Here is a 20,762-nt window from a genome sequence, read left to right on the forward strand (position 1 = left end):
CATCTCCTTCTAGAATCCGAGTAAGGATCCAACTTGGTATATAATGAACGTTAATACATAAGCAACGACGAGCGGATACACGACAGAGAAAATCGTCCACTTGGTTGACCCTGTTTCACGTTTAATAACGGCTACTGTCGCTAAACACGGAACATATAATAAAATAAAGAACATAAATGCATATGCTGATAACACAGTATAATGTGCTCCCATTACATTACCTAGCACATCTTCTTTCACCGCATAAATAATTGCCATTGTAGAAACGACAACTTCTTTCGCTAAAAATCCTGTTAACAAGGATGCCGCAGCTTGCCACGTTCCAAAGCCGAGCGGTGCAAATAGTGGTGCGATAAACCCACCAATCATCGCTAAGAAACTGTCTCCCATATCAACACCAAATCCTGATGGACCTGCATAGTTTAATAACCAAATGACAACAGAGCCGCCGAAGATAAATGTACCTGCTTTACGAACAAATCCTTTCCCTTTCTCCCACGTACTTAACCATAACGTTTTCGCTTGTGGCACGCGGTAAGGCGGTAATTCAATGACGAAAATAGATTTTTCCGCTTTTAAAATAGTAAGTGACATAATTTTTGTAACGAGTAATGCAAGAACAATACCTGCAACATATAAAGAAAATACAACCGTTGCCTGACTATGAGGGAAAAATACTCCCGCAAATAACGCATATACAGGTAAACGTGCCGAACAAGACATAAATGGTGTTACAAGAACTGTAAGTAAACGTTCTTTTTCTTGTTCAATCGTTCTCGCTGCCATAATACCTGGAACATTACATCCAAAACCGATAATCATCGGAATAAACGCTTTTCCGTTTAAACCGAAGAACTCCATAATTCTATCCATAACAACTGCAATTCGCGCCATATATCCTGAGTCTTCTAATAATGAAATGAAAAAGAAAAGTGCAAAGATTTGTGGAACGAATACTAATACCGCACCAACACCGGCGATAATACCTTCTGTAACGAGCGCTTGAATAAAGTCAGAAGCACCAACACTTGTGAGTCCTGCCGTTACCCAATCCGTAAGCTGTCCGCTAAAAAATCCATCCAACATATCAGATAAAGGTGTACCGATCCACGTAAACGTAACCTGAAAAATAAAAAACATAACTGCTAAAAAGATTGGAAGTCCTAAAATTTTATGTGTAATTAACCCATCGACTTTTTCCGAGAAAGGAATTTTCCCTTCTTTCTCATGCTTCATAACATTTGTTTTTAACTTTTCAATATACGCTTCACGAGTTTTGTAAATGTGCTCTTCTAACGTACCATCAAGTTTTCCTTCTAGACGAGATCGAATGGCTACAAGTTCCTTATAAATTAGTAATGCTTTCATTTCTTTTTCTACTATTTCGTTATTACTTAAAAATTGAAGGGCTAACCATCTCGGATGCTTATAATTCGCTTTCTCTAAAAGAGAAATTACCTCTCCAATTCCTTCATCCATTAGTACACCATATGAAATAATGAATGGCTTTTTCTCGTTTTTGTCATTTTCTTTAAGCGTTGCAAGTAGTTCTTCACAGCCTTTTCCGCTTCTTGCAACAACAGAAACGACTGTCACACCTAATAATTCTGATAATCGTTTTACATCAATTACAATGCCTCGTTGCTTTGCCACATCGACCATATTTAATCCAATTGAAACCGGTTTTCCAAATTCAAGTAATTGCAACGTTAAATGCATATTTCTCTCGAATTGCGAAGAATCCACTATATTTAACATATGCTGAAATTCGTCTGTTAGTAGAAAATTCGTAACAACACCTTCATCACGCGAAACTGGATTTAAATCATAAACACCCGGTAAATCAATTAAGGTTCCTTGTTTATCTTTTAATTTACCAACCTTCTTTTCTACCGTTACACCGCTCCAGTTTCCTACATACTCATAAGAACCAGTAAGTGCATTAAATAATGATGTCTTTCCTGTATTTGGGTTCCCTAGCAATGCTACCTTATTCACGCTAATTCCACCTTTATCATTTTCGCGTCACAATGACGAATACTAATTAACTGTCCACGACACTCCAATGTACAAGGACCTTTGAACATCGCTTTCTGCTTCATACGAAGTTCGCTTCCTTCAGAAAGACCGAAAGCAGCCAGTCTTCTCTTTAGTAAATGATCTAAAGACTGCATACTTTTCACTAGCACTTTCTCACCGATTTTAATATCTACTAAACTCATAACCTTCCCCCTCCGAAGAGAATGATAATTATTTTCAGAAGAATTATAGCACACTCTATTTCTCGAGCACTATCCCCCTTGCCTTCATATTTATTAACATTTTTCTACAATTTTATTTCAATAATTGTCATACGTTATTCATTTGCCATTCTCATCCATTTCGCTTACAATAAACAATAGCAAATAAAGAATCTCGTTATCACTGGGGGAGCCATGTCGCTGAGAGGGAACACTTCGTTCCGACCCTTCGAACCTGTTAGTTAATGCTAACGCAGGGATTGTGCAAACGTTCGAAATACATACCTCTTTTTATTTACGTATTTCGTATCCTCCTATGATACCTATTCTTTTTTGTATAACTTGGATGTAGGGGGAGACAACATGCGTAACACCAATTTACAAGCGATGATCGAATCTGCTATTCTTGCAGCCTTCGCCATGATTATCGACATTTTACCATTATCACTTAAACTTCCAACAGGCGGTTCCATTTCATTTGCTATGATTCCTATTTTTATTATTGCATACCGCTGGGGCTTTAAATCCGCTTTCTTAGGTGGTTTAGTTTGGGGACTATTACAAATTGTCGTGGGAGATGCTTACATTTTAACACCTATTCAAGCATTCATTGAGTACTTCATTGCCTTTGCTTTTATTGGATTTGCTGGTTTATTCTATCGTCCAATCCAAAAAGCACTTTTGACGTCCAATGAAAATAACTTAGAACAATCCAGTTTAGGTAGCCGTAAAGACAAACCTTCATCAAAACAAAACGAAGGAAAGAAAGTTATTGGTTACATTATCCTTGCTACATTTATTGGTAGCTTTGCTCGCTACTTCTGTCACTTCATCGCCGGTATTATTTTCTGGGGACAATATGCACCGAAAGGTCAATCAGCAGTTCTATATTCATTAATCGTAAATGGTAGCACAATGATTGGTTCCTATATTCTATGTACCGTTTTACTTATCTTTTTATTTCTTACTTCACCACGCTTATTCAAGAGCATTGATGCTTATCAACTGAATTCGAAGAAAAAGAGCGCTTAATGAGCGCTCTTTTTTCATATCGTAATATCAATTAAAAATACAATAAATGCACAAAAGAAAATAAATACCATTATACTTAGCCAATTGCTATGCACGGTTCATCGACTCCTTACATAACCTCATTTTCTATCCAAAGTATACTGTTTAAAAATAAAGATTAGGTAAAGATAATATGAAAATAAATTAAAAAAAGCGTAGCATGTACCATCTACGCTTTTTTTGGTAAGTAGAAGTAAAATAATACACCGTCTTCAGTATTCTTTACCCCATATTCAGCATCGTGTAATTCTAAAATATTTTTAGAAATAGCTAGCCCAAGACCCGTTCCACCTTGTGAACGCTGACGAGCTGCATCCACACGATAAAAACGATCCCAAATTTTATCTAATTGCTCTTCTTCAATGTGAGTACCTTTATTTTCAATACACACTTTTATACGATCCTGCTCATCTATTGTGGAAATCATAATATCCTCTTTATTTGGTGTATAACGTATAGCATTCGTAATGAAGTTTACGATGACTTGTTCAATCCGACTTTGATTTGCCATCACTCCAACTGAACATATATTTTTATGCACACGAAGTTCTTTTTTCTCTATCTCCACAGAAAGGTATTCACATATATCTTCAATTACTGAATCAATATAAAATAAATCCTTTTTCATTTTATATGTACCAGATTCAAATTTAGCTAACTCAAGCATATCCAAAATTAAAGTATCCATTTTGTCTACTTCTCTCTCCATCGCTTGAAAATAATACTCTTTTTTATGCTCAGCTACCCCGTCTTTTAAAATGGAAATACAACTTTTCATAATACTCAGCGGTGTTTTTAATTCATGCGAGACACCAGAAATAAATTCTTTCCGCGTATTTTCTAACTTTCTTTCCTTTTCAATATCTTGTTCTAGCTGTCCAATATGCGAATGGAGTTTATTAGATAGTGTATTAATATTTTTCGATAAATCACCAATTTCATCTTTTGAAGTAATCGGAATTTTTTCTGTAAAATCTAAATGAGCTATTTTCTTCGTCGTATCATTTATTTTTAGTAACGGTTTGGCAATTTGTTTTGAATAATAGAACGAAGCTAGGAAGATGAGAACGACTACAAATGCAATGATGTAGATATAGTAATCTTGCACCATTTGTACAGCCTCATCTACAGGCTGTAAAGAAGCCATTGCATATATATATGCTACTGATCCGTCTTTTTCTTCTATTGATTTAATTAATAATTTATATTTTATATCATTTTTTTCATAGTCCATTATTCGTATTGCATCATCTATTTCCTTACCTTCTTTTAAAAATAATTCGGTTTGAAATTCCTTTATATTATCCAAAAATAAAGTGTTTTTATAAATTGGATTTACGGGGCCTTTTACATCTGGAAACTGTACTTTCGTAACACGCCCCTCTATGTAAACATCTCTTTCTTGGATAACTTGCTCCTGAACGGCTGGCTTCTTTTCCTTACCAACTTGTTCCATAGCTGCTTTCTTTTTCTCTTGATCTAAATTACTCATTTTCTCATTAAACGCTTTTTCTAACGGTTTATTAGATCCGCTTAAATTTTGCTTGCCTAGCGTGAAAGAGAATGGAATATAACTATCATCTTTTTGCACGCCAGAAAAATAAATTTCTTGTCCTAAAAACTGCCCTGATGATTTATTATCAATCTCCTCTATATTGACGAGATTACCTAAGGGAATCTTGAATATTTGTTGTCCAAAGCTCTTTTGTTGCATACGATTTATTGTTACTTCAAAATAAAAATCATCCACATGTTTTAAATTCCCATTCTGATCTAATGTCGTAATCCACGTATTATTTTCCCTAAAAAAGTCTTGCTCCAGCTTCTGAATTCCTTCTGCATTTCCTACATAATTTAAATAATTCTTTTTAAAGGAATCTAAGTTCACTTTAATATCTTCTACTTTTCGATTTGCATAATATTGTTTAAAAAATATCGTTTGTCCAATAAATATCGTCGCTAAAATTAACATGCATAATGCTGTTGTGAGGGTAAATAATTTTAGTACAATCCCTTTTCTCATACATTCCCCTCAAATTTATAACCTGTTCGTACTACAGTTGTAATGTACTTTGCTTTCTCTCCTAATTTATTTCTTAAATTACGAATATGACTATTAACCGTTCGATCATCACCAGCAAATTCATATCCCCAAATTCTTGAAATTAATTGTTCCCTTGTTAGTACAATTCCTTGGTTTTTCATGAAATACACTAATATTTCAAACTCCGTATGCGTTAAACTAACATCTGCCTCATCAACAGTAACAGTACGTGACGGAAAATGGACGTGGATGCCATGAATCGATAACGTATCATCTTCGTTCTCTAAAGGTTTCTTCGATGCTTTTCTACTTTCTAATAATCGTTTCGCTCTTGCTAATAGAATGGGTGGACTATACGGCTTCGTCACATAGTCATCTGCCCCAAGTTCAAAACCAAGTAACGTATCATCTTCATCTACGCGCGCCGTCAGCATAATGATAGGAACTTCAGACGTCTTACGGATTCTTCGGCAAACAGACCAGCCATCAAGTTCTGGCAACATAATATCAAGAATAACTAAATCTACCTCTTCCTCCTCAAATACAACTAAAGCTTCTTTCCCATCTCTTGCTTCAAACACTACATATTGCTCGCTCAAAAAATAATCTTTTAATATTTCACGTAAAATATCTTCATCTTCCACAATTAAAATATTTTTTGACATAGCTTATGTATCCCCCTTCCGTTTTCAGAAACTATCACTTCATTTTGAATAACTAGCCGTTAACTTCGCCTCGATAATATATCTATCTGGTGCATCCCCTATATAATCAAATGGATAGCAAGTCGTCAGTGTTAATATCGGTTCTTCTTTTTTTATAATAACAGTACGATCATCTGCATGGGTAATCCATGTCTTTTGAATTTCATATGTGTAAATTTTATTATCATACTCTAAAACAAGATTATCTTTTTCTTTTAACTCTCCTAAATCGGTAAATACAGTATCCCGGTGCCCACTCAAAACAGTATGTCCACCTCCAGATGGTGTTGTCGTTAAATCACTAACGAACATTCCAACGCCTTTCTTCAAAGTTGCATCATCCGCTCCCCAATATATAGAAAACTTCTTCTTTATTTTCGGTATATGTAACATCGCTACCTTTTCTCCTTCTTTATGTTCTGTTTGAGAAGAAGGTACTTGGGAAGTTACAGGTGTTTCGGAAGAAAGTTGATTATCTTGTATATTTTCAAGGCTCTTTAGTTCTTCTTTCGTTAATTGTTGAGCAGAGCTTTTTCCTTTATACCATTCCATAGCGTAATATGATCCCATAAACAATCCTACGGCCATCAATATGATCCCGATATAATTGAGTAACTTCATGTTCCATCCCTCCATGCCAAAAATGGTAGGAATAACCTACCATTTTTAATATATGAAATTATCCCATTCTTTATAGGAGAATATTTGATTTATGCCTTAACTTTATTACGACGCTTCAAACCAAATAATGTCCCTATCCCTACAAGACATGCGCTTAGTGCCATCATTGCTACATTATTGGATGCTGTGTTTGGTAATTTTTCACCTTGTACAACTGGCTTTGCTACTTCTTTTTTTACTGCACCATTTTTTTGTTGTACTTGTGCTGCTTCTTTTTTCGCCATATCATTTTTCAATTGTTCTTGCGCTATTCTCTTTTTCTCTTCTTCACTTTTTTGCTGTTCTTTAATCAATGCTTCTTTTTTTGCCTTATCATTTTTCAACTGTTCTTGTGCTATTCTCTTTCTCTCTTCTTCACTTTTTTGCTGTTCTTTAATCAATGCTTCTTTTTTCGCTTTATCTTGCTGCAGTTGCGCCGCTTCTTCCTTCGTTACTGTTCCAGTATCCGCGCTTGCTACTGAAGAATATCCTACTGTTAACAATGCCATTGCACAGATTGGTAATAGTTTCTTTTTCATCTTCAATTCTCCCCTTATACTTTATTCACATCAACTCGCATCGGATGTATTACTAGCATAAACAAGAGATATAAATATAAAATGCAGATGAAATATATTTCATTTAAAGATTTCATTGTAGAAAAATAAAAAAACATCGCAATATATAACGATGTTTTTTCGGGTGTGTGTCTCAATATTTACATGTTACTTTCGCGTGATGTAGAAGTAGAATGGGCCGGAGCGATAACTAATTGTCTCGGCTCAGTTTTCTTTAAGTGATTTTTGACGTTACACTTACGACGTTGAACAACCCAGGCTTTAATAGGGTTAGTCAAAATAATCTTTTGCTCTTCGTTAGGGGTCTCTTCTTCAAACCTACAACTTTCGCTCCATTTATTCCATTTCATTGTAAATTTAGAAGAAGAATGATCGTTTTCTCGATCAAACAAGTGCAAAAAATCCATTTCGCCAGCTAGCATTACGGTGTTGCTAGTTGCTAAAAAAGAAAAGGTCGTCCAACGTTTCTCCATGCCCTCCTACTCCTTTTTCACATATAGAGTGCCTAAAACTTAATTTACCTAAAATATGCTTGCCTTTTACCTTACACCTATAGTTTATCCAAAACACTACTAGGCAACTATCGATTTGCCTTACAACTACCTTACATTTTTGTAAGAAACAAAAAACCTTCACTCTCTATACGTGAAGGTTTCTCATTTCTCATCTATATGATCTTTCATATGATCGACTCCAGCTTCTTGCAACTGTGACATCATACCGTGGGAAATTGCGCCTAATACTAAAGTCATTCCAATTAGTGAAATCCGAATCGCTGGTACATCAATTATGTAAGCCAAACTACCAAGAACAATTGTTAAAAGCAATGCTTTTATAAATGTTGCACTTGTATACTCTTTCTTTTTCATCATAATCACCCTTTTTGGAAGCGTTTTCTTAATAAAATCAGTATATCATATCATCTGACTATTTTGTGGGGATTTTTGTAAAAAACTTATATCTTCTTTGACTTTTTCCTTTCTATCCTTTACAGTCGAAATGTTCGCAAGTTTTACACTGTAGGAGGACTCCAATGAATATTGAAATAAAAGACACTTTAATTTCTGAACAACAATTACAAGAAAAAGTAAAAGAACTAGCACTTCAAATCGAACGTGACTTTGAAGGAGAAGAAATCGTAGTAATCGCTGTATTAAAAGGATCTTTCGTATTCGCTGCTGATTTAATTCGTCACATTAAAAACGATGTAACAATTGACTTTATTTCTGCATCTAGCTACGGAAATCAAACAGAAACAACTGGAAAAGTAAAACTATTAAAAGATATCGATGTAAACATTACTGGAAAAAACGTAATTGTCGTAGAAGACATTATCGATTCTGGTTTAACACTTCACTTCTTAAAAGATCACTTCTTTATGCATAAACCGAAAGCATTGAAATTCTGTACGTTACTTGATAAACCTGAGCGTCGTAAAGTGGACTTAAAAGCTGAATATGTTGGCTTCCAAATTCCAGACGAATTTATCGTTGGCTATGGTATCGACTGCGCTGAAAAATATCGTAACTTACCATTTATCGCTTCAGTTGTAACGAAGTAATATAATATAATATAATAAACTTCCATCAGTTATTGATGGAAGTTTATTTTCTATCACGATTCGTAAAAGACAAAGGGAGAGAAAAAAATGACAAAAACAAAATTTGAAAAAGTACTCCTCATCGTAAATCCAAAAGCAGGACAAGGCGATTTACATACGAACTTAACGAAAATCGTACCACCTCTTGCAGCAGCTTTTCCTGACTTACATATCCTTCATACAAAAAAACAAGGTGATGCAACAAAATATTGCCAAGAGTTTGCTAGTAAAGTAGATTTAATTATCGTCTTTGGTGGTGACGGCACTGTATTTGAATGCACAAATGGCTTAGCACCTCTTGAAACTAGACCTACACTTGCAATCATTCCAGGCGGAACTTGCAATGACTTCTCTCGCACACTCGGTGTTCCGCAAAACATTGCAGAAGCAGCAAAACTTATTACAAAAGGACATGTAAAACCAGTTGACGTCGCAAATGCAAACGGACAACACTTCTTAAACTTCTGGGGCATTGGACTTGTCTCTGAAGTATCAAACAATATTGATGCAGAAGAGAAAGCAAAGCTTGGTAAAATTGGTTACTACTTAAGCACTATTCGAACTGTCAAAAATGCTGAAACATTCCCAGTAAAAATTACGTACGACGGACAAGTATATGAAGACGAAGCTGTCCTTGTTATGGTTGGAAACGGGGAATATCTTGGCGGGATCCCGTCCTTTATTCCGAACGTAAAGTGCGATGACGGCACACTTGATATTTTCGTCGTAAAATCAACAGGCATTCAAGCGTTTAAAGATTATATCGGAAAGAAACTATTTGAAGACTCAAATGAAAACGACATCTTCCACGTAAAAGCGAAATCCATTCATATTGAAACAGAAGAAGAAAAAGAAGTAGATACAGATGGAGAAAGCTCGCTTCATACACCTTGTCAAATTGAACTATTACAAGGACACTTTACGATGATTTATAATCCTGCGGTTGTGTAATACAAAAAGACGAGCTAAAGTTTCAACGCTTTGGCTCGTCTTTTTTATTAGCAATTCATTTTGATTTACTCTTTAATTTTTAATATAAATTTTCGTTAAAATATTAAATTACATTTCGAACAAAAAGGAGCGGAATTGCCTCTCCTAATTTTCGCATCACATTTTGGGCAATATACATATCGCTCTTCTATCTTTTCTCGCTCTATCATATGTAAAGATACAATTCTCATACTACACATAATCCCAATTAATATAAGGCTAATGATGAGTAGCATCACTCTCTCCTCCCCTCACCAAATTTTACCATAAAATAACAAAACCGATTCCCACATTGAGAATCGGTTTTATATCTATAATCCTAACTTCACCTTCGCTCCATTAGGAATTTTATCTATCGTTACTTGCACTTTATCATATAAGAACTTACCTCTCGTAAGCACATGCCAGTATAAACCTTTTGGTAATTCATCTGCTCCGTCAATTGTAACTTCTTTTTCCTTACCATTTTCATCATAAGCTTTCACTTTATATTCACGACCTTTATTTCCATCTACTTCTTTACCATCGTTATCAATTATTGCATAATGGTGCTCTATATCAAGAAATGGATTCATTCTATCAATCCCAGTACTCCCATTTAATAAATATGCCGCTCCTGCGACGATAACAAGTAATGATCCAAAAATAAATCTTTTCATATATATTCCGCCTTTGATTATGTTTTCTTTAAGATGTTTCTAAGTATAGGGAGTATTTCTTAATAAAAACTCGTACGGTTTCTTAATATTTTCTTAAACTAGAAGTGAAATATTAATTAGTAAGCTCAAGAAATAAAAAAAGAATTCCCCACACCACAATTGACAAAATTACACCTTTAGTGTAATTTTACACTATATTAAAAAAGGAGCTGTATGATGAATAAACAAGAATTTATTGAACTCGTTAATTCCAAATTAAAACTCATCCGTGTTGAAAATGATTTATCACAAGATAAAATGTCAGAAATTATCGGTTTATCGAAGAAAACATTAGTAGAAATTGAAAAAGGCAGACGTACGCTAACATGGTCAGGTGCAGTTTGTGTCGTAACACTCTTCGAACAGAGCGATACAGTCCAGATGACATTTGGGGATGATGTGAATGAAATTATAAAAACAATTGCTTTTACACATTACAATACGAATTTCCCGAAAACGTTGGGAGGAAAAATGTGGTGGCGACAAATAAAAGAATTACACGGTTATCAAATACAACAAAATATTTTATCTCAACACTATCGAATTTTAGATAATGAAGACCGCAGAATATGCCATTCATTCGAATTGAATGAAATTGAAAAGCGATTTATGGAAATGGCAAAAACATCTCAATAAATTGCAACTTTAATTAGTGGGGATTTTACTGCCCACAAATAGAAGGCTAAAATAAATTCCGGAGTATAATTCAGATGAAGAAACAGATACATATCACTATTTTAAATACGTTAATCATTAGCACGTTAGTATTAAATTTATTTATTTTCACATCAAGAATGAGCTTTTTACCTTGGTATATTGAAGATGGATGGGGATATTTAGGATTATTATTTACATCCTTTATTTTCTTACTTTGCTTCTTCCAATCTTCGAAGCTTCATAAAAGTGGAAAGTTAACTACACTACAAAAGTTTATTCCACTTGCTTCTGCCATACTTTCAATCTTCGTTCTTATCACTCCATCAAGTGATTTTATGACTGTATTAGCTAATCTAATCAATACAACCATATTAACAATTTATATAACTGTATTTCAGACTACACCTAATATAAGTAATGAGGAACTATTACATTAAAAGGGAGAGTTATTTTACAAAATAACTCTCCCTAAATGTAAACATTCATTCTATTTACTTACTCATCACTGTACTGCTTCTTTGCTTATACAAATAAGTACCAATCGCAACAACAAAAACAATCCCGCCAAAATACACGCCATATTCTATCGCAATCGCTACAATCTTGTTAATGTGTTGTCCAAATAATGAGCCGAGCACAAAGTAAACGAGTGTCCAAACAAATCCTGTCGTATAGGAATACAAAGCATATGTCTTAAATGACATGTTATTCATTCCAACTAAATACGGTACAATATGTCTTACCACTGGTATGAAGTAACTTGTGACTAACGCATAATGACCATACTGCTCTACCATTTGTTGAGATTTCAAAAGATATTTCGCTTTTTTCTTTTTCATTAGCTTATTAAGTACTTTCGTACCAAATATTTTCCCTAATATATAACCTAATGATAGTCCAGATACAACGCCTAAATATGTTAATAAAAATGCTGGAATGACACTTAATATCCCTAGTGACGATACAAAACCACCACTCATTACGATCATTTCGTCTGGAATTGGCATACCGATAATACCTAACCATAAACAGAAAAATAATGCCCAATAACCGTATTGTTCAATATAAGATAATAATTCATGTAATTCCATTATGCATACGCTCTCCTTAACTCTTTTTTACAACTAAAGACGTACGCTGGTGGGAAATTGAGCCACACTTTCTCTAGCGTAATTTCAGGAAAGAAATGCTGTATAAATCCTTTTTTCACAAGTGAATATTGAAATGTAATAAATTCACCGTTCTTATGTATCGCTTCCATTACATTGTTTAAAATACGCTTTGAAACTTCTTCTGGTAAAGAAGCAAAAGGTAATCCCGATAAGACGTAATCAACGCATTCTATATTGAACTCTTCCATATACTTCTTTATATTTTCAGCTGAACCGTGTACAACAATGACGTTCTGCTCATTTTTAAACTTTCTCTTCAACTCTTTGCAAAATACTTCATTAATTTCAATAAGAAGAAATATCGTTTCCTTCTTCTTTCTCTTCATAATTTCTTTCGTAAAAACCCCTGTACCAGGCCCTAACTCTACGATGCACTTCGCTCGATGAAAATCAATTACATCTACCATTTTCTTTGCTAATATTTTTGAACTTGGCGCAATTGCACCAGTATGTTTCGGATGCTTAATAAATTCATGTAAGAATGTTATGAGTTGCATGTAAACCTCTCCTCATTCGTTCAATAGTTTTTAACTTGTTTCTAAGTATAACTATCGTTTCTTAACAAAAATTGAGGAGATTTCTTAAGATTTTATGAAGAATGAAAAAAACAGCTACCGCTTATAGCGATAGCTGCTCCCTAATTATTTCACACTCACAATCTTATAATAAGAACGAACTGTTATGAAGTAATATCCGATATAAATGATACCATATACTCCGATACTAATTAGGAGCGGAATCATAATTTCGAATGGTAGTAAGTTCGCTAAACCTTTTAGTGCAAATAAGCTGTGCAGAATTCCGATTACTAACGGAATCGCAAAGATAAAGCTTACTTGTTTTGCGATAGCTTTTTTCATCTCTTGTTTCGTTACACCAACTTTACGAAGTACAACGTAACGCTCACGGTCAGCATTTGCTTCCGTTAATTGCTTGAAGTAAATGATAGAGCCTGTTGCTAGTAAGAATACAAGACCTAAGAACATTCCAATAAACATCATTAATCCTGTTCCTTCAAGCCCCATATGGAAACCAGTATAGAAATCTCTAAACGGTGCTACCATTTCTGATTCTCCAGCTGGCATCACTTTTGCTAGTTTTTCTGTTAATACTTTACTGTTTCGTTCATCTTTTACATCAATATTTTTTACAACGCGTGTTCCAAATGCTTGCTTCGCTTGCTCATACATTTCATCTGAAACGACAACAACTAATTCACCTAAATTTGTAAGCGCAACGTCATTCGCACCTTGGATTTTTAATTGCTTCGTTTCCTTTCCAATTTGGAATACTGCCTTGTTTCCTTTATATTTTGGACTAAACTCATGCCCTTCAATATAAGAACTATCATATATAAATGCTTCCCCAGCAGCTACATTCACTGTTTCCACATCAATTTTTTTAGCAAGTTTATTAAATTCTGACTGAGACATAAACTGATACTTCCCTGAAATCGTATAGTTCATATTCAGAAGGAAATCAACTTTATCTCCTTCAAACTTCCCTTTTACAGGAACCGTCTCAATTTCAAATTGGTCTTTGATCGGGTGATCCTGCTTCTCTTCTGCAAAAATCGCATTTACTTTCTTATCAAGCTCTGCATCTTTTTTCTCATAAGAATAGCTGTAGGGCGCTACTGCTTTTGATTGCGTAAATGTGTTGTAATACATCGTAACTGACGTACCAACTGCTGTTAATGTTACCGCGCTTAAAATAGAAATTGTCGCAAGTGACTTTGCATTTCCTTTAATACGATATAGTAACTGTGATGTTGTTACCATATTCATACCGTTATAAAACGATGATTTATTATTTCTTGCACGTTTTAATACGAATACTGTAAAGAACATAAATAGTAAGTACGTACCTAACACTGTTGCCAGTAAAATGTAAAGTGCGACTGTCATAAAGTCTGCATACTTAAGTGCCTTCACGTACATTAACGCTAAGAAATAACCTGAACCGATTAAGAAAACTGAAATTAATGCCATCACTACTGATCCTTTTGGCATTGCTTCTCCTTCGCGTTCCGCCCTGAAAAGTTCAATTAGCTTAAATCGATAAATTAAACGATATCCTTGAAGTGATGTATACAAAATAATCACAAAGAAAATAAGTGCTGTATCAACAATTGCAGCCATCGGTACTTCAAAATGTACATTTAAGTTTAATCCCATCATGCTTACTAGCAGTTCAAGGAATACTTTCGAAAGGACGCTACCAATCGCAATGCCGATAATTAAAGACATTAATCCCATTAACATATTTTCATAAAAGAGCATTTTACCAATCTGTCTTTTTCGAATACCTAATAAGGAATATAGTCCGACTTCTTTTTTACGCTTCCTTGTAAAGAAACCGTTTGAATATATAATGAACACCGCTACGAAAATAATTAGCATGACACTTGAAACTTGAAATGCTCCGCTAATTTTTTTAGAAGCTTCCGCAGCTTTTTCCATTTGTGAATTATACTGTAACGCCTTAAATGTAAAATAAATGACGATACTAAAGATCATAGATGCAAAATATACAAAGTAGTCTTTAAAATTCCGCTGTATGTTGCGGAGGGCAATGCTAGATAAGGTCATCAGCCATACCTCCAGAAATAGAAGACATTACGTCCACGACTTTTTGGAAGAACTGTTTACGTGTTGATTCACCGCGGTGCAATTCTTTATATAACTCACCATCTTTAATGAAAATAACTCGTTTACAATAACTCGCCGCAAACGCATCGTGCGTTACCATTAAAATGGTAGAGTTATCATATTCATTTAACGACTTCATGCTTTCTAATAAATCTGTCGCTGATTTAGAATCAAGAGCTCCCGTCGGCTCGTCCCCGAAAATCATACTAGGATTCGTAACGATTGCACGCGATGCTGCGCAGCGCTGCTTCTGCCCGCCCGACACTTGATATGGGAACTGACTTAAAATATGATCAATACCAAATTTCTTTGAGATTTCAAGAACGCGGCGATCAATCTCACTCGCTTTCACCTTTGATAACGCAAGTGGTAAAGCGATATTCTCTTTCACTGTTAACGTATCTAATAAGTTATAATCTTGGAAAATGAAACCTAAATGATCGCGGCGGAATAACGCTAACTTATCGTCATTCATTTTCACGATATCTTTGCCATCAATTAAAATTTCACCGTTCGTCGCATTATCAATTGTAGAAAGAACATTTAGTAAAGTCGTCTTACCAGAACCAGAAGGTCCCATAATTCCAACGAACTCACCTTCTTTTACTTGTAAGTTAATACCTTTTAACGCTGCAAATTTGTTACCACCCGTGTCATATACTTTTTCAATATTTTTTGCTTCTAACACTGTTTTCATCTCGACATCCCTCATTTCTTCTATTCTCTATTTTCAACTATATACACTCTCTACTCTTGCCACTATCGATGTTTCTTACACAAACATGACAGTTATGTAAGGCACATAAGTAAAGAAATCAAAAAGTTAACATAATGAATTAAAGTACTTTGTTACTATAACATTGGGATATCATACCATCCATTCATTCTCCTTACAGGAACATTACAATTTTGTAAGGTGAAAAATGTACCCTACAAAGTTGTGCACGAAATGTCGGATGGAGCTATTTCATTCCTGCTATTCTATGTACAGAGGAGGTCATAATATGGATTCACTTAAAAATATGAATGCTGCAATGCAGTATATCGAAGACAACCTTACACATGAAATTGATTTTAAGGAAGTCGCAAAAATAGCTTACTGCTCCGAATATCATTTCAAGAGAATGTTTTCTTTTTTAGCTGGCATATCACTATCAGAATATATTCGCTGTAGACGTCTTACTCTCGCTGCCTTTGAACTAAAAAACAACAATGTAAAAGTCATTGATATCGCTATAAAATATGGCTACAACTCACCAGATTCATTCGCTCGTGCATTTCAAAACTTGCACGGTATAACACCTTCAGAGGCCCGAAATAGTAGCCATTCTTTGAAGGCTTATTCACCAATGACCTTCCAATTATCTATTCAAGGAGGAAATGAAATGAACTATCGAATTGAAGAAAAAGAGCCATTTCGAATTATTGGTATTACAAAACGCGTACCGATTGTATTTAACGGTGTAAACGAAGAAATTGCTTCTATGTGGAAAAGTTTAAACCTAGAGTCCATTCAAACATTAAAAATGCTTTCAAATGTGGAACCGAATGGAGTCATTAGTGCTTCTACTAACTTTTCTGAAGGAAGAATGGAGGAAAAGGGAGAACTCGATCACTACATTGGAGTAGCCACAACGAAAGATTGTCCAGAGCAATTCGCGCAACTTGAAGTCGCAGCCTCAACGTGGGCCATATTTGAAGCTGTCGGTCCATTCCCTGAAACATTACAAAATGTATGGGGACGCATTTATTCCGAATGGTTTCCTTCCTCAAACTATGAACTAGCGGAAGGACCGGAAATATTGTGGAATGAACAGAAAGATGTATCCTCTCCAAACTTTAAAAGTGAAATTTGGATACCGGTTTTGAAGAAGTGATAACAAAAGAAAAAGAGCTAAGCATTGCGCTTAGCTCTTTTTACATATTTACTTACTCGTAAAAGTGTATATATTTCATCAGTTCTTCGATTCCTTTTAATTGAAATAATAGTTGATTGTTCAAGTTTTCTAAAGCCAACTGAAAGGAACACTCGACTTCTCCATAGTGTGCTGTGTCTAAATCCTCTAGCAATCTTTTCATATTTTCTATATAGTACACGGTTTTTCTCAAACTACTTATGACTAGTATTTTACGCAATTCAGATATTGAAAACATTCTATAACCGTTTTCTTTATTTCTTTCTGAGTGAACTAATCCTTCATGTTCCCAATGACGGATAGCCGAAGTATTTACTCCTGCTATTTCTGCCGCTTCTCCAATACTCATACGTTCATTTAACTCTACATTTTTATATTTAGTAAAATCAGTATTTCGAATCATGTTTAGTATTTCTTCTACTCGTTTTTTCTCCACTTGAATATTGAATTGCTGTTCATTAACTAACCAAAGTGCTTCTTCAAATTTTGCGTTTTTAATCATTCTCATGACTTTGTAAACAATAGGTATGTCATATCCTTTTAACAATGCTCTAATGGTAATAAATGCTTGGAAGTGTATCAATGTATAGAAACGGTGATTACTTTCCGTTCTTGGTACAACAGGAATGAGATTTTGTTCTTCATATCTTCTCAAAGTTGTTGTGCTAACATTTAAGACATTTGCAATTTGTTTAGGCCTATATATCTCCATTTATTAACTCCTTTTTAAAGTAAAACCTTCAAGTGCTACAGTAACATATTTCAAATAAAATCCGGATATATACAGGATAGAAAAACATAAATCTGGAAGATTGCATGAATGTTATATGATTTTAGTATAAACAATTTAGGAGTGATAGAAATGGAGAAAATCATAAAACTTACGGATGAATCAAAATTAAAGGTTGGTTTGGTTGGAAATCCAAAATTTAGAACAATCATGCTCCCAGTTGCTAAAGAATCTGTATATGGACAAGATGCTGAAACCTTAAAGATGTGGGGATTAGATCCTGAATTTGGAAAACATTTTATTGATGGACTCATGGATAAGTTTCAGATTTTATATTTTGACTACGAAGGCCATCGTTTGCAACATCCAAACCCAGAGAATCTCACACCTGAAAATATAGTAAAAGACCTATTAACAATTGCTGAGGAAATGAACGTTAATAAGTTTAGCTATTATGGTTACTCTTGGTTAGCTTTAGTTGGATTACAATTAGCCATTCGAACAGACAGATTAGAAAGCTTAATCATGGGTGGTTTTCCACCAGTAGATGGTCCATATAAAGAAATGATGGTGGTGACAAATAAAACATACGCACAAGCTGTGCATAATCAACATTCTCCTGTTATTCCTCAAGAACATATTAGTCCCGAAAAAATTGATTGGGATAATATACAGATAAAGATCGACACGAAGCAAACTAAACAGTTTGTTACAATGTACGAAAATTTGATCGAGTTTGATGATCAAGACATTCAACATAAATTAGTTATTCCGAGATTGGCGTTTGCTGGGGAAAAAGACACTATTGTTTATGGAGAAAACTTTGGCAGTGTAGTAGTCGATATTATCGGTATACTTCAAGAAAACAAGCAAAATTTAGAACATCTTGGATGGGATATAGAAATCTTAAAAGGAAACGATATGGATCATACTAAAGCTATGCAGCCTATAACAGTTCTGTCATTGATAAAGCCTTGGTTAATTAAAAATTTAAATATTACTTATTAAAAGCAGCAATCCGAACACCCTAACAAATAAAGTTGCTCTTTCCTAAAAGGAAAAGCAGCTTTATTTACATTTTTAGTTCTTTTTTATAAGCGACATAGGAATATACCATCGTTAGCCCTACTGCATCGATAACTGTCAATTAATATATGCGCCCTTTTTACTTTCCTCACTTTTGACCTATACTGTTTACTAGCTTATCTTTCAACATAATGAAAAGACTTGAAACACATGATACACTATAGCTACAATTGTTTTTTTAGGAGGAATATACATATGTATAAAATTTTAATCGTTGAAGACGATCCAAATATTTCATCATTACTACAATCTCACATTCAAAAATATGGCTATGAAGCTGTTGTTGCCGAGAACTTCGATGATATTATGGAATCGTTTAATGCAGTGAAACCACACCTTGTTTTACTTGATGTAAACTTACCGAAATTCGATGGTTTCTACTGGTGCCGTCAAATTCGTCATGAATCTACTTGTCCTATTATTTTCATTTCAGCACGTGCTGGTGAGATGGAACAAATTATGGCAATTGAAAGCGGTGCGGATGATTATATTACAAAACCGTTCCACTACGACGTTGTAATGGCAAAAATTAAAGGGCAATTACGTCGTATTTACGGTGATTATGCACCAAATATTTCTGAACGTATCGTTGAAGTAGAAGGTTTAAAACTATTCCCAGAACGTCCAGAAATTCATTTCGGCGCGGAGCAAGTTCTTTTAACGAAGAAAGAAGCAATTTTAGCAGAAATGTTATTATCTAAATTCCCTCGTACAGCGAGCCGTGAAGATTTATTAGCCGCTCTTTGGGATGACGAAAGTTTCGTTGAGGAAAATACATTAAACGTAAACATTACGCGTCTTCGTAAAAAGTTCAATGAGCTTGGCATTGAAAATGCTATTGAAACAGTACGTGGACTTGGGTATCGTTTTAACGCAACTTGGAGTGAATAAGCATGAAGCTATTTTTACGTGATCATTTTGCATTTTTCCTACTGTACATATTAAACTTCGGTATCATTTTCGTTCTTTATGATGCAGTAGATGGATTCCAAAATAATAAGTTTTACTTCATCGTTTTAAGCTTATACTTATTCATCTGTTTCCTTGCTTACCGTTACGTTCGTAACCGTAGAATGTACCATAGATTAAGTGAGCAACCAGAGAAAATGGAAGATGCTTTTATTGAGAGAGCAACTGCTCCGATGCCTCACGGTGTAAATGAACTCGTGCGTACGCAATATCGTCTATTCCAAAAAGAGCTACAATCGTATGAAGTAAAACAACAAGAACATCAATTATTCATTAACCACTGGGTGCATCAAATGAAGACACCTGTTTCTGTTATGCAACTTATGGTGCTCGAAATGGAAGATGAACATTTGATTCCGAAATTCAAAAAAGAATTAGAACGATTAAATCAAGGACTCGATATGGCTTTATATATGGCAAGGTTAAACAACTTCCATGAAGATTTCCACGTTGAGACGATTTCATTAAAAGATGCAGTAACAAAAAATATTAATGGATTAAAAGAACTATTCATTCGAAACGGCGTCTTCCCTGTTTTAGAAGTTCATTCCGATTTAAAGGTTGCTTCTGATGCGAAATGGCTAAAATTCATCATTTATCAGTTAATGACAAATGCAGTTCGTTACTCTGGTGAGCGCGGAAAGAAAGTTTTCTTATCTGCTTACCGAAACGGAAAAGATATTATTTTAGAAGTTCGCGATGAAGGCGTTGGTATTCCGCAAGAAGATATTCGAAGAGTATTCGAACCATTTTACACTGGGAAAAACGGTCGCGCATTCGGAGAATCTACTGGTATGGGACTTTATATTGTAAGTAAAATTTGTGATTATTTAGGTCACTCTGTGAAACTAGACTCTGAAGTTGGTAAAGGAACGACGATTAAAATCATCTTCCACAACGCTGCAAATAATCAAGCAGAAACTACGGAGAAGGTGACCGAAGCATGATCGTAACATATGCTAGCAAAATGTATGAGAACTCACTCTCATACATTTT

At 34.7% G+C, this 20,762-nt stretch carries 24 protein-coding genes and 1 riboswitch; of the genes, 9 read left to right on the forward strand and 15 right to left on the reverse strand.

Annotated elements, in window-relative coordinates:
- Nucleotides 1-9 precede the first annotated feature (9 nt).
- Both feoB and F8162_RS14470 read right to left on the reverse strand, forming a co-directional pair.
- Nucleotides 10-1,998 (reverse strand): ferrous iron transport protein B, encoded by a 1,989-nt coding sequence (gene feoB / locus F8162_RS14465; protein ID WP_151631689.1) that lies wholly within the window; start codon nt 1,996-1,998, stop codon nt 10-12.
- On the reverse strand, nt 1,995-2,222 hold the full coding sequence (locus F8162_RS14470) for a FeoA family protein (protein ID WP_075311249.1): 228 nt from the start codon (nt 2,220-2,222) through the stop codon (nt 1,995-1,997). Before F8162_RS14470 ends, feoB begins: the two co-directional genes overlap by 4 nt.
- Before the next feature lie 194 nt (nt 2,223-2,416).
- Nucleotides 2,417-2,518, forward strand: a riboswitch (TPP riboswitch).
- An 85-nt stretch (nt 2,519-2,603) separates the two neighbouring features.
- On the opposite strand from F8162_RS14470, the gene thiT reads away from it, so the two are divergent.
- Entirely contained in the window at nt 2,604-3,272 is a 669-nt protein-coding gene (thiT, locus tag F8162_RS14475; RefSeq protein WP_151631690.1) for an energy-coupled thiamine transporter ThiT, read from the forward strand.
- 208 nt (nt 3,273-3,480) lie between these two features.
- Here thiT and F8162_RS14480 read toward each other — a convergent pair whose 3' ends face one another.
- The 6 genes from F8162_RS14480 to F8162_RS14505 form a co-directional block, all read right to left on the reverse strand.
- On the reverse strand, nt 3,481-5,334 hold the full coding sequence (locus tag F8162_RS14480) for a sensor histidine kinase (RefSeq protein WP_151631691.1): 1,854 nt from the start codon (nt 5,332-5,334) through the stop codon (nt 3,481-3,483).
- On the reverse strand, nt 5,331-6,020 hold the full coding sequence (locus F8162_RS14485; RefSeq protein WP_000041848.1) for a response regulator transcription factor: 690 nt from the start codon (nt 6,018-6,020) through the stop codon (nt 5,331-5,333). Before F8162_RS14485 ends, F8162_RS14480 begins: the two co-directional genes overlap by 4 nt.
- A 39-nt stretch (nt 6,021-6,059) precedes the next feature.
- On the reverse strand, nt 6,060-6,680 hold the full coding sequence (locus tag F8162_RS14490; RefSeq protein WP_151631692.1) for a class D sortase: 621 nt from the start codon (nt 6,678-6,680) through the stop codon (nt 6,060-6,062).
- An 89-nt stretch (nt 6,681-6,769) separates the two neighbouring features.
- A complete protein-coding gene (locus F8162_RS14495; protein ID WP_151631693.1) occupies nt 6,770-7,258 on the reverse strand; it encodes an LPXTG cell wall anchor domain-containing protein in 489 nt (162 codons plus the stop codon).
- Between the two features lie 179 nt (nt 7,259-7,437).
- Complete coding sequence (locus F8162_RS14500; RefSeq protein WP_151631694.1) at nt 7,438-7,770, reverse strand: hypothetical protein; 333 nt, start codon at nt 7,768-7,770, stop codon at nt 7,438-7,440.
- A 183-nt stretch (nt 7,771-7,953) separates the two neighbouring features.
- Nucleotides 7,954-8,169: a hypothetical protein gene (locus F8162_RS14505; protein WP_002073368.1), complete on the reverse strand. Its 216-nt coding sequence runs from the start codon at nt 8,167-8,169 to the stop codon at nt 7,954-7,956.
- A 161-nt stretch (nt 8,170-8,330) separates the two neighbouring features.
- Here F8162_RS14505 and hpt point away from each other — a divergent pair, with 161 nt between their 5' ends.
- Both hpt and F8162_RS14515 read left to right on the forward strand, forming a co-directional pair.
- A complete protein-coding gene (gene hpt / locus F8162_RS14510; protein WP_151631695.1) occupies nt 8,331-8,858 on the forward strand; it encodes a hypoxanthine phosphoribosyltransferase in 528 nt (175 codons plus the stop codon).
- 87 nt (nt 8,859-8,945) lie between these two features.
- Nucleotides 8,946-9,848, forward strand: a complete 903-nt coding sequence (locus tag F8162_RS14515; RefSeq protein ID WP_151631696.1) for a diacylglycerol/lipid kinase family protein — start codon at nt 8,946-8,948, stop codon at nt 9,846-9,848.
- A gap of 95 nt (nt 9,849-9,943) precedes the next feature.
- Here F8162_RS14515 and F8162_RS14520 read toward each other — a convergent pair whose 3' ends face one another.
- The gene (locus F8162_RS14520) at nt 9,944-10,123 is read right to left on the reverse strand and encodes a hypothetical protein (RefSeq protein WP_151631697.1); all 180 of its coding nucleotides are present in this window, start codon (nt 10,121-10,123) and stop codon (nt 9,944-9,946) included.
- 75 nt (nt 10,124-10,198) lie between these two features.
- Nucleotides 10,199-10,546, reverse strand: coding sequence for a YxeA family protein (locus F8162_RS14525; protein ID WP_151631698.1), 348 nt, complete (start codon nt 10,544-10,546; stop codon nt 10,199-10,201).
- A 216-nt stretch (nt 10,547-10,762) separates the two neighbouring features.
- Here F8162_RS14525 and F8162_RS14530 point away from each other — a divergent pair, with 216 nt between their 5' ends.
- Together F8162_RS14530 and F8162_RS14535 are read left to right on the forward strand one after the other, a co-directional pair.
- On the forward strand, nt 10,763-11,221 hold the full coding sequence (locus F8162_RS14530; RefSeq protein ID WP_151631699.1) for a helix-turn-helix transcriptional regulator: 459 nt from the start codon (nt 10,763-10,765) through the stop codon (nt 11,219-11,221).
- A 74-nt stretch (nt 11,222-11,295) separates the two neighbouring features.
- Entirely contained in the window at nt 11,296-11,679 is a 384-nt protein-coding gene (locus F8162_RS14535; RefSeq protein WP_151631700.1) for a hypothetical protein, read from the forward strand.
- A gap of 54 nt (nt 11,680-11,733) precedes the next feature.
- On the opposite strand, the gene F8162_RS14540 is transcribed toward F8162_RS14535, so the two are convergent.
- The 4 genes from F8162_RS14540 to F8162_RS14555 all read right to left on the reverse strand — a co-directional run bounded on the left by F8162_RS14540 (nt 11,734) and on the right by F8162_RS14555 (nt 15,762).
- Entirely contained in the window at nt 11,734-12,333 is a 600-nt protein-coding gene (locus F8162_RS14540; protein WP_151631701.1) for a DedA family protein, read from the reverse strand.
- Nucleotides 12,333-12,911 carry a class I SAM-dependent methyltransferase gene (locus F8162_RS14545; protein ID WP_151631702.1) on the reverse strand — a complete coding sequence of 193 codons (579 nt, stop codon included), beginning with the start codon at nt 12,909-12,911 and terminating at the stop codon, nt 12,333-12,335. The genes F8162_RS14540 and F8162_RS14545 overlap by 1 nt, the downstream gene beginning before the upstream one ends.
- Nucleotides 12,912-13,055: 144 nt before the next feature.
- Nucleotides 13,056-15,005: an ABC transporter permease gene (locus F8162_RS14550; RefSeq protein ID WP_151631703.1), complete on the reverse strand. Its 1,950-nt coding sequence runs from the start codon at nt 15,003-15,005 to the stop codon at nt 13,056-13,058.
- Nucleotides 14,992-15,762, reverse strand: coding sequence for an ABC transporter ATP-binding protein (locus tag F8162_RS14555; protein WP_000859656.1), 771 nt, complete (start codon nt 15,760-15,762; stop codon nt 14,992-14,994). Before F8162_RS14555 ends, F8162_RS14550 begins: the two co-directional genes overlap by 14 nt.
- A gap of 307 nt (nt 15,763-16,069) precedes the next feature.
- Here F8162_RS14555 and F8162_RS14560 point away from each other — a divergent pair, with 307 nt between their 5' ends.
- Nucleotides 16,070-16,942: an AraC family transcriptional regulator gene (locus F8162_RS14560; RefSeq protein ID WP_151631704.1), complete on the forward strand. Its 873-nt coding sequence runs from the start codon at nt 16,070-16,072 to the stop codon at nt 16,940-16,942.
- A gap of 52 nt (nt 16,943-16,994) precedes the next feature.
- Here the strand turns inward: F8162_RS14560 and F8162_RS14565 are convergent, their stop codons facing one another.
- Nucleotides 16,995-17,693, reverse strand: coding sequence for a MerR family DNA-binding transcriptional regulator (locus F8162_RS14565; RefSeq protein ID WP_151631705.1), 699 nt, complete (start codon nt 17,691-17,693; stop codon nt 16,995-16,997).
- A gap of 150 nt (nt 17,694-17,843) precedes the next feature.
- On the opposite strand from F8162_RS14565, the gene F8162_RS14570 reads away from it, so the two are divergent.
- The 3 genes from F8162_RS14570 (at nt 17,844) to F8162_RS14580 (ending at nt 20,713) form a co-directional block, all read left to right on the forward strand.
- Nucleotides 17,844-18,719, forward strand: a complete 876-nt coding sequence (locus F8162_RS14570; protein WP_151631706.1) for an alpha/beta fold hydrolase — start codon at nt 17,844-17,846, stop codon at nt 18,717-18,719.
- A gap of 273 nt (nt 18,720-18,992) precedes the next feature.
- A complete protein-coding gene (locus tag F8162_RS14575; protein WP_000276736.1) occupies nt 18,993-19,688 on the forward strand; it encodes a response regulator transcription factor in 696 nt (231 codons plus the stop codon).
- A 2-nt stretch (nt 19,689-19,690) separates the two neighbouring features.
- Nucleotides 19,691-20,713 carry a sensor histidine kinase gene (locus F8162_RS14580; RefSeq protein WP_151631707.1) on the forward strand — a complete coding sequence of 341 codons (1,023 nt, stop codon included), beginning with the start codon at nt 19,691-19,693 and terminating at the stop codon, nt 20,711-20,713.
- Nucleotides 20,714-20,762: the final 49 nt, after the last annotated feature.

It is taken from the genome of Bacillus sp. CH140a_4T (assembly GCF_008923725.1).
Lineage (GTDB): Bacteria > Bacillota > Bacilli > Bacillales > Bacillaceae_G > Bacillus_A.

Excerpts from the sequence above, each read along its gene's own strand:
- F8162_RS14470 (WP_075311249.1), bottom strand. The coding sequence starts at position 2,222 with ATGAGTTTAGTAGATATTAAAATCGGTGAGAAAGTGCTAGTGAAAAGT.
- F8162_RS14545 (WP_151631702.1), bottom strand. The coding sequence starts at position 12,911 with ATGCAACTCATAACATTCTTACATGAATTTATTAAGCATCCGAAACAT.
- F8162_RS14490 (WP_151631692.1), bottom strand. The coding sequence starts at position 6,680 with ATGAAGTTACTCAATTATATCGGGATCATATTGATGGCCGTAGGATTG.
- F8162_RS14525 (WP_151631698.1), bottom strand. The coding sequence starts at position 10,546 with ATGAAAAGATTTATTTTTGGATCATTACTTGTTATCGTCGCAGGAGCG.
- F8162_RS14535 (WP_151631700.1), top strand. The coding sequence starts at position 11,296 with ATGAAGAAACAGATACATATCACTATTTTAAATACGTTAATCATTAGC.
- F8162_RS14575 (WP_000276736.1), top strand. The coding sequence starts at position 18,993 with ATGTATAAAATTTTAATCGTTGAAGACGATCCAAATATTTCATCATTA.
- F8162_RS14540 (WP_151631701.1), bottom strand. The coding sequence starts at position 12,333 with ATGGAATTACATGAATTATTATCTTATATTGAACAATACGGTTATTGG.
- F8162_RS14505 (WP_002073368.1), bottom strand. The coding sequence starts at position 8,169 with ATGATGAAAAAGAAAGAGTATACAAGTGCAACATTTATAAAAGCATTG.
- F8162_RS14550 (WP_151631703.1), bottom strand. The coding sequence starts at position 15,005 with ATGACCTTATCTAGCATTGCCCTCCGCAACATACAGCGGAATTTTAAA.
- F8162_RS14500 (WP_151631694.1), bottom strand. The coding sequence starts at position 7,770 with ATGGAGAAACGTTGGACGACCTTTTCTTTTTTAGCAACTAGCAACACC.
- F8162_RS14520 (WP_151631697.1), bottom strand. The coding sequence starts at position 10,123 with ATGCTACTCATCATTAGCCTTATATTAATTGGGATTATGTGTAGTATG.
- F8162_RS14565 (WP_151631705.1), bottom strand. The coding sequence starts at position 17,693 with ATGGAGATATATAGGCCTAAACAAATTGCAAATGTCTTAAATGTTAGC.
- thiT (WP_151631690.1), top strand. The coding sequence starts at position 2,604 with ATGCGTAACACCAATTTACAAGCGATGATCGAATCTGCTATTCTTGCA.
- F8162_RS14485 (WP_000041848.1), bottom strand. The coding sequence starts at position 6,020 with ATGTCAAAAAATATTTTAATTGTGGAAGATGAAGATATTTTACGTGAA.
- F8162_RS14570 (WP_151631706.1), top strand. The coding sequence starts at position 17,844 with ATGGAGAAAATCATAAAACTTACGGATGAATCAAAATTAAAGGTTGGT.
- F8162_RS14495 (WP_151631693.1), bottom strand. The coding sequence starts at position 7,258 with ATGAAAAAGAAACTATTACCAATCTGTGCAATGGCATTGTTAACAGTA.
- F8162_RS14560 (WP_151631704.1), top strand. The coding sequence starts at position 16,070 with ATGGATTCACTTAAAAATATGAATGCTGCAATGCAGTATATCGAAGAC.
- hpt (WP_151631695.1), top strand. The coding sequence starts at position 8,331 with ATGAATATTGAAATAAAAGACACTTTAATTTCTGAACAACAATTACAA.
- F8162_RS14530 (WP_151631699.1), top strand. The coding sequence starts at position 10,763 with ATGAATAAACAAGAATTTATTGAACTCGTTAATTCCAAATTAAAACTC.
- F8162_RS14555 (WP_000859656.1), bottom strand. The coding sequence starts at position 15,762 with ATGAAAACAGTGTTAGAAGCAAAAAATATTGAAAAAGTATATGACACG.
- F8162_RS14580 (WP_151631707.1), top strand. The coding sequence starts at position 19,691 with ATGAAGCTATTTTTACGTGATCATTTTGCATTTTTCCTACTGTACATA.
- F8162_RS14515 (WP_151631696.1), top strand. The coding sequence starts at position 8,946 with ATGACAAAAACAAAATTTGAAAAAGTACTCCTCATCGTAAATCCAAAA.
- F8162_RS14480 (WP_151631691.1), bottom strand. The coding sequence starts at position 5,334 with ATGAGAAAAGGGATTGTACTAAAATTATTTACCCTCACAACAGCATTA.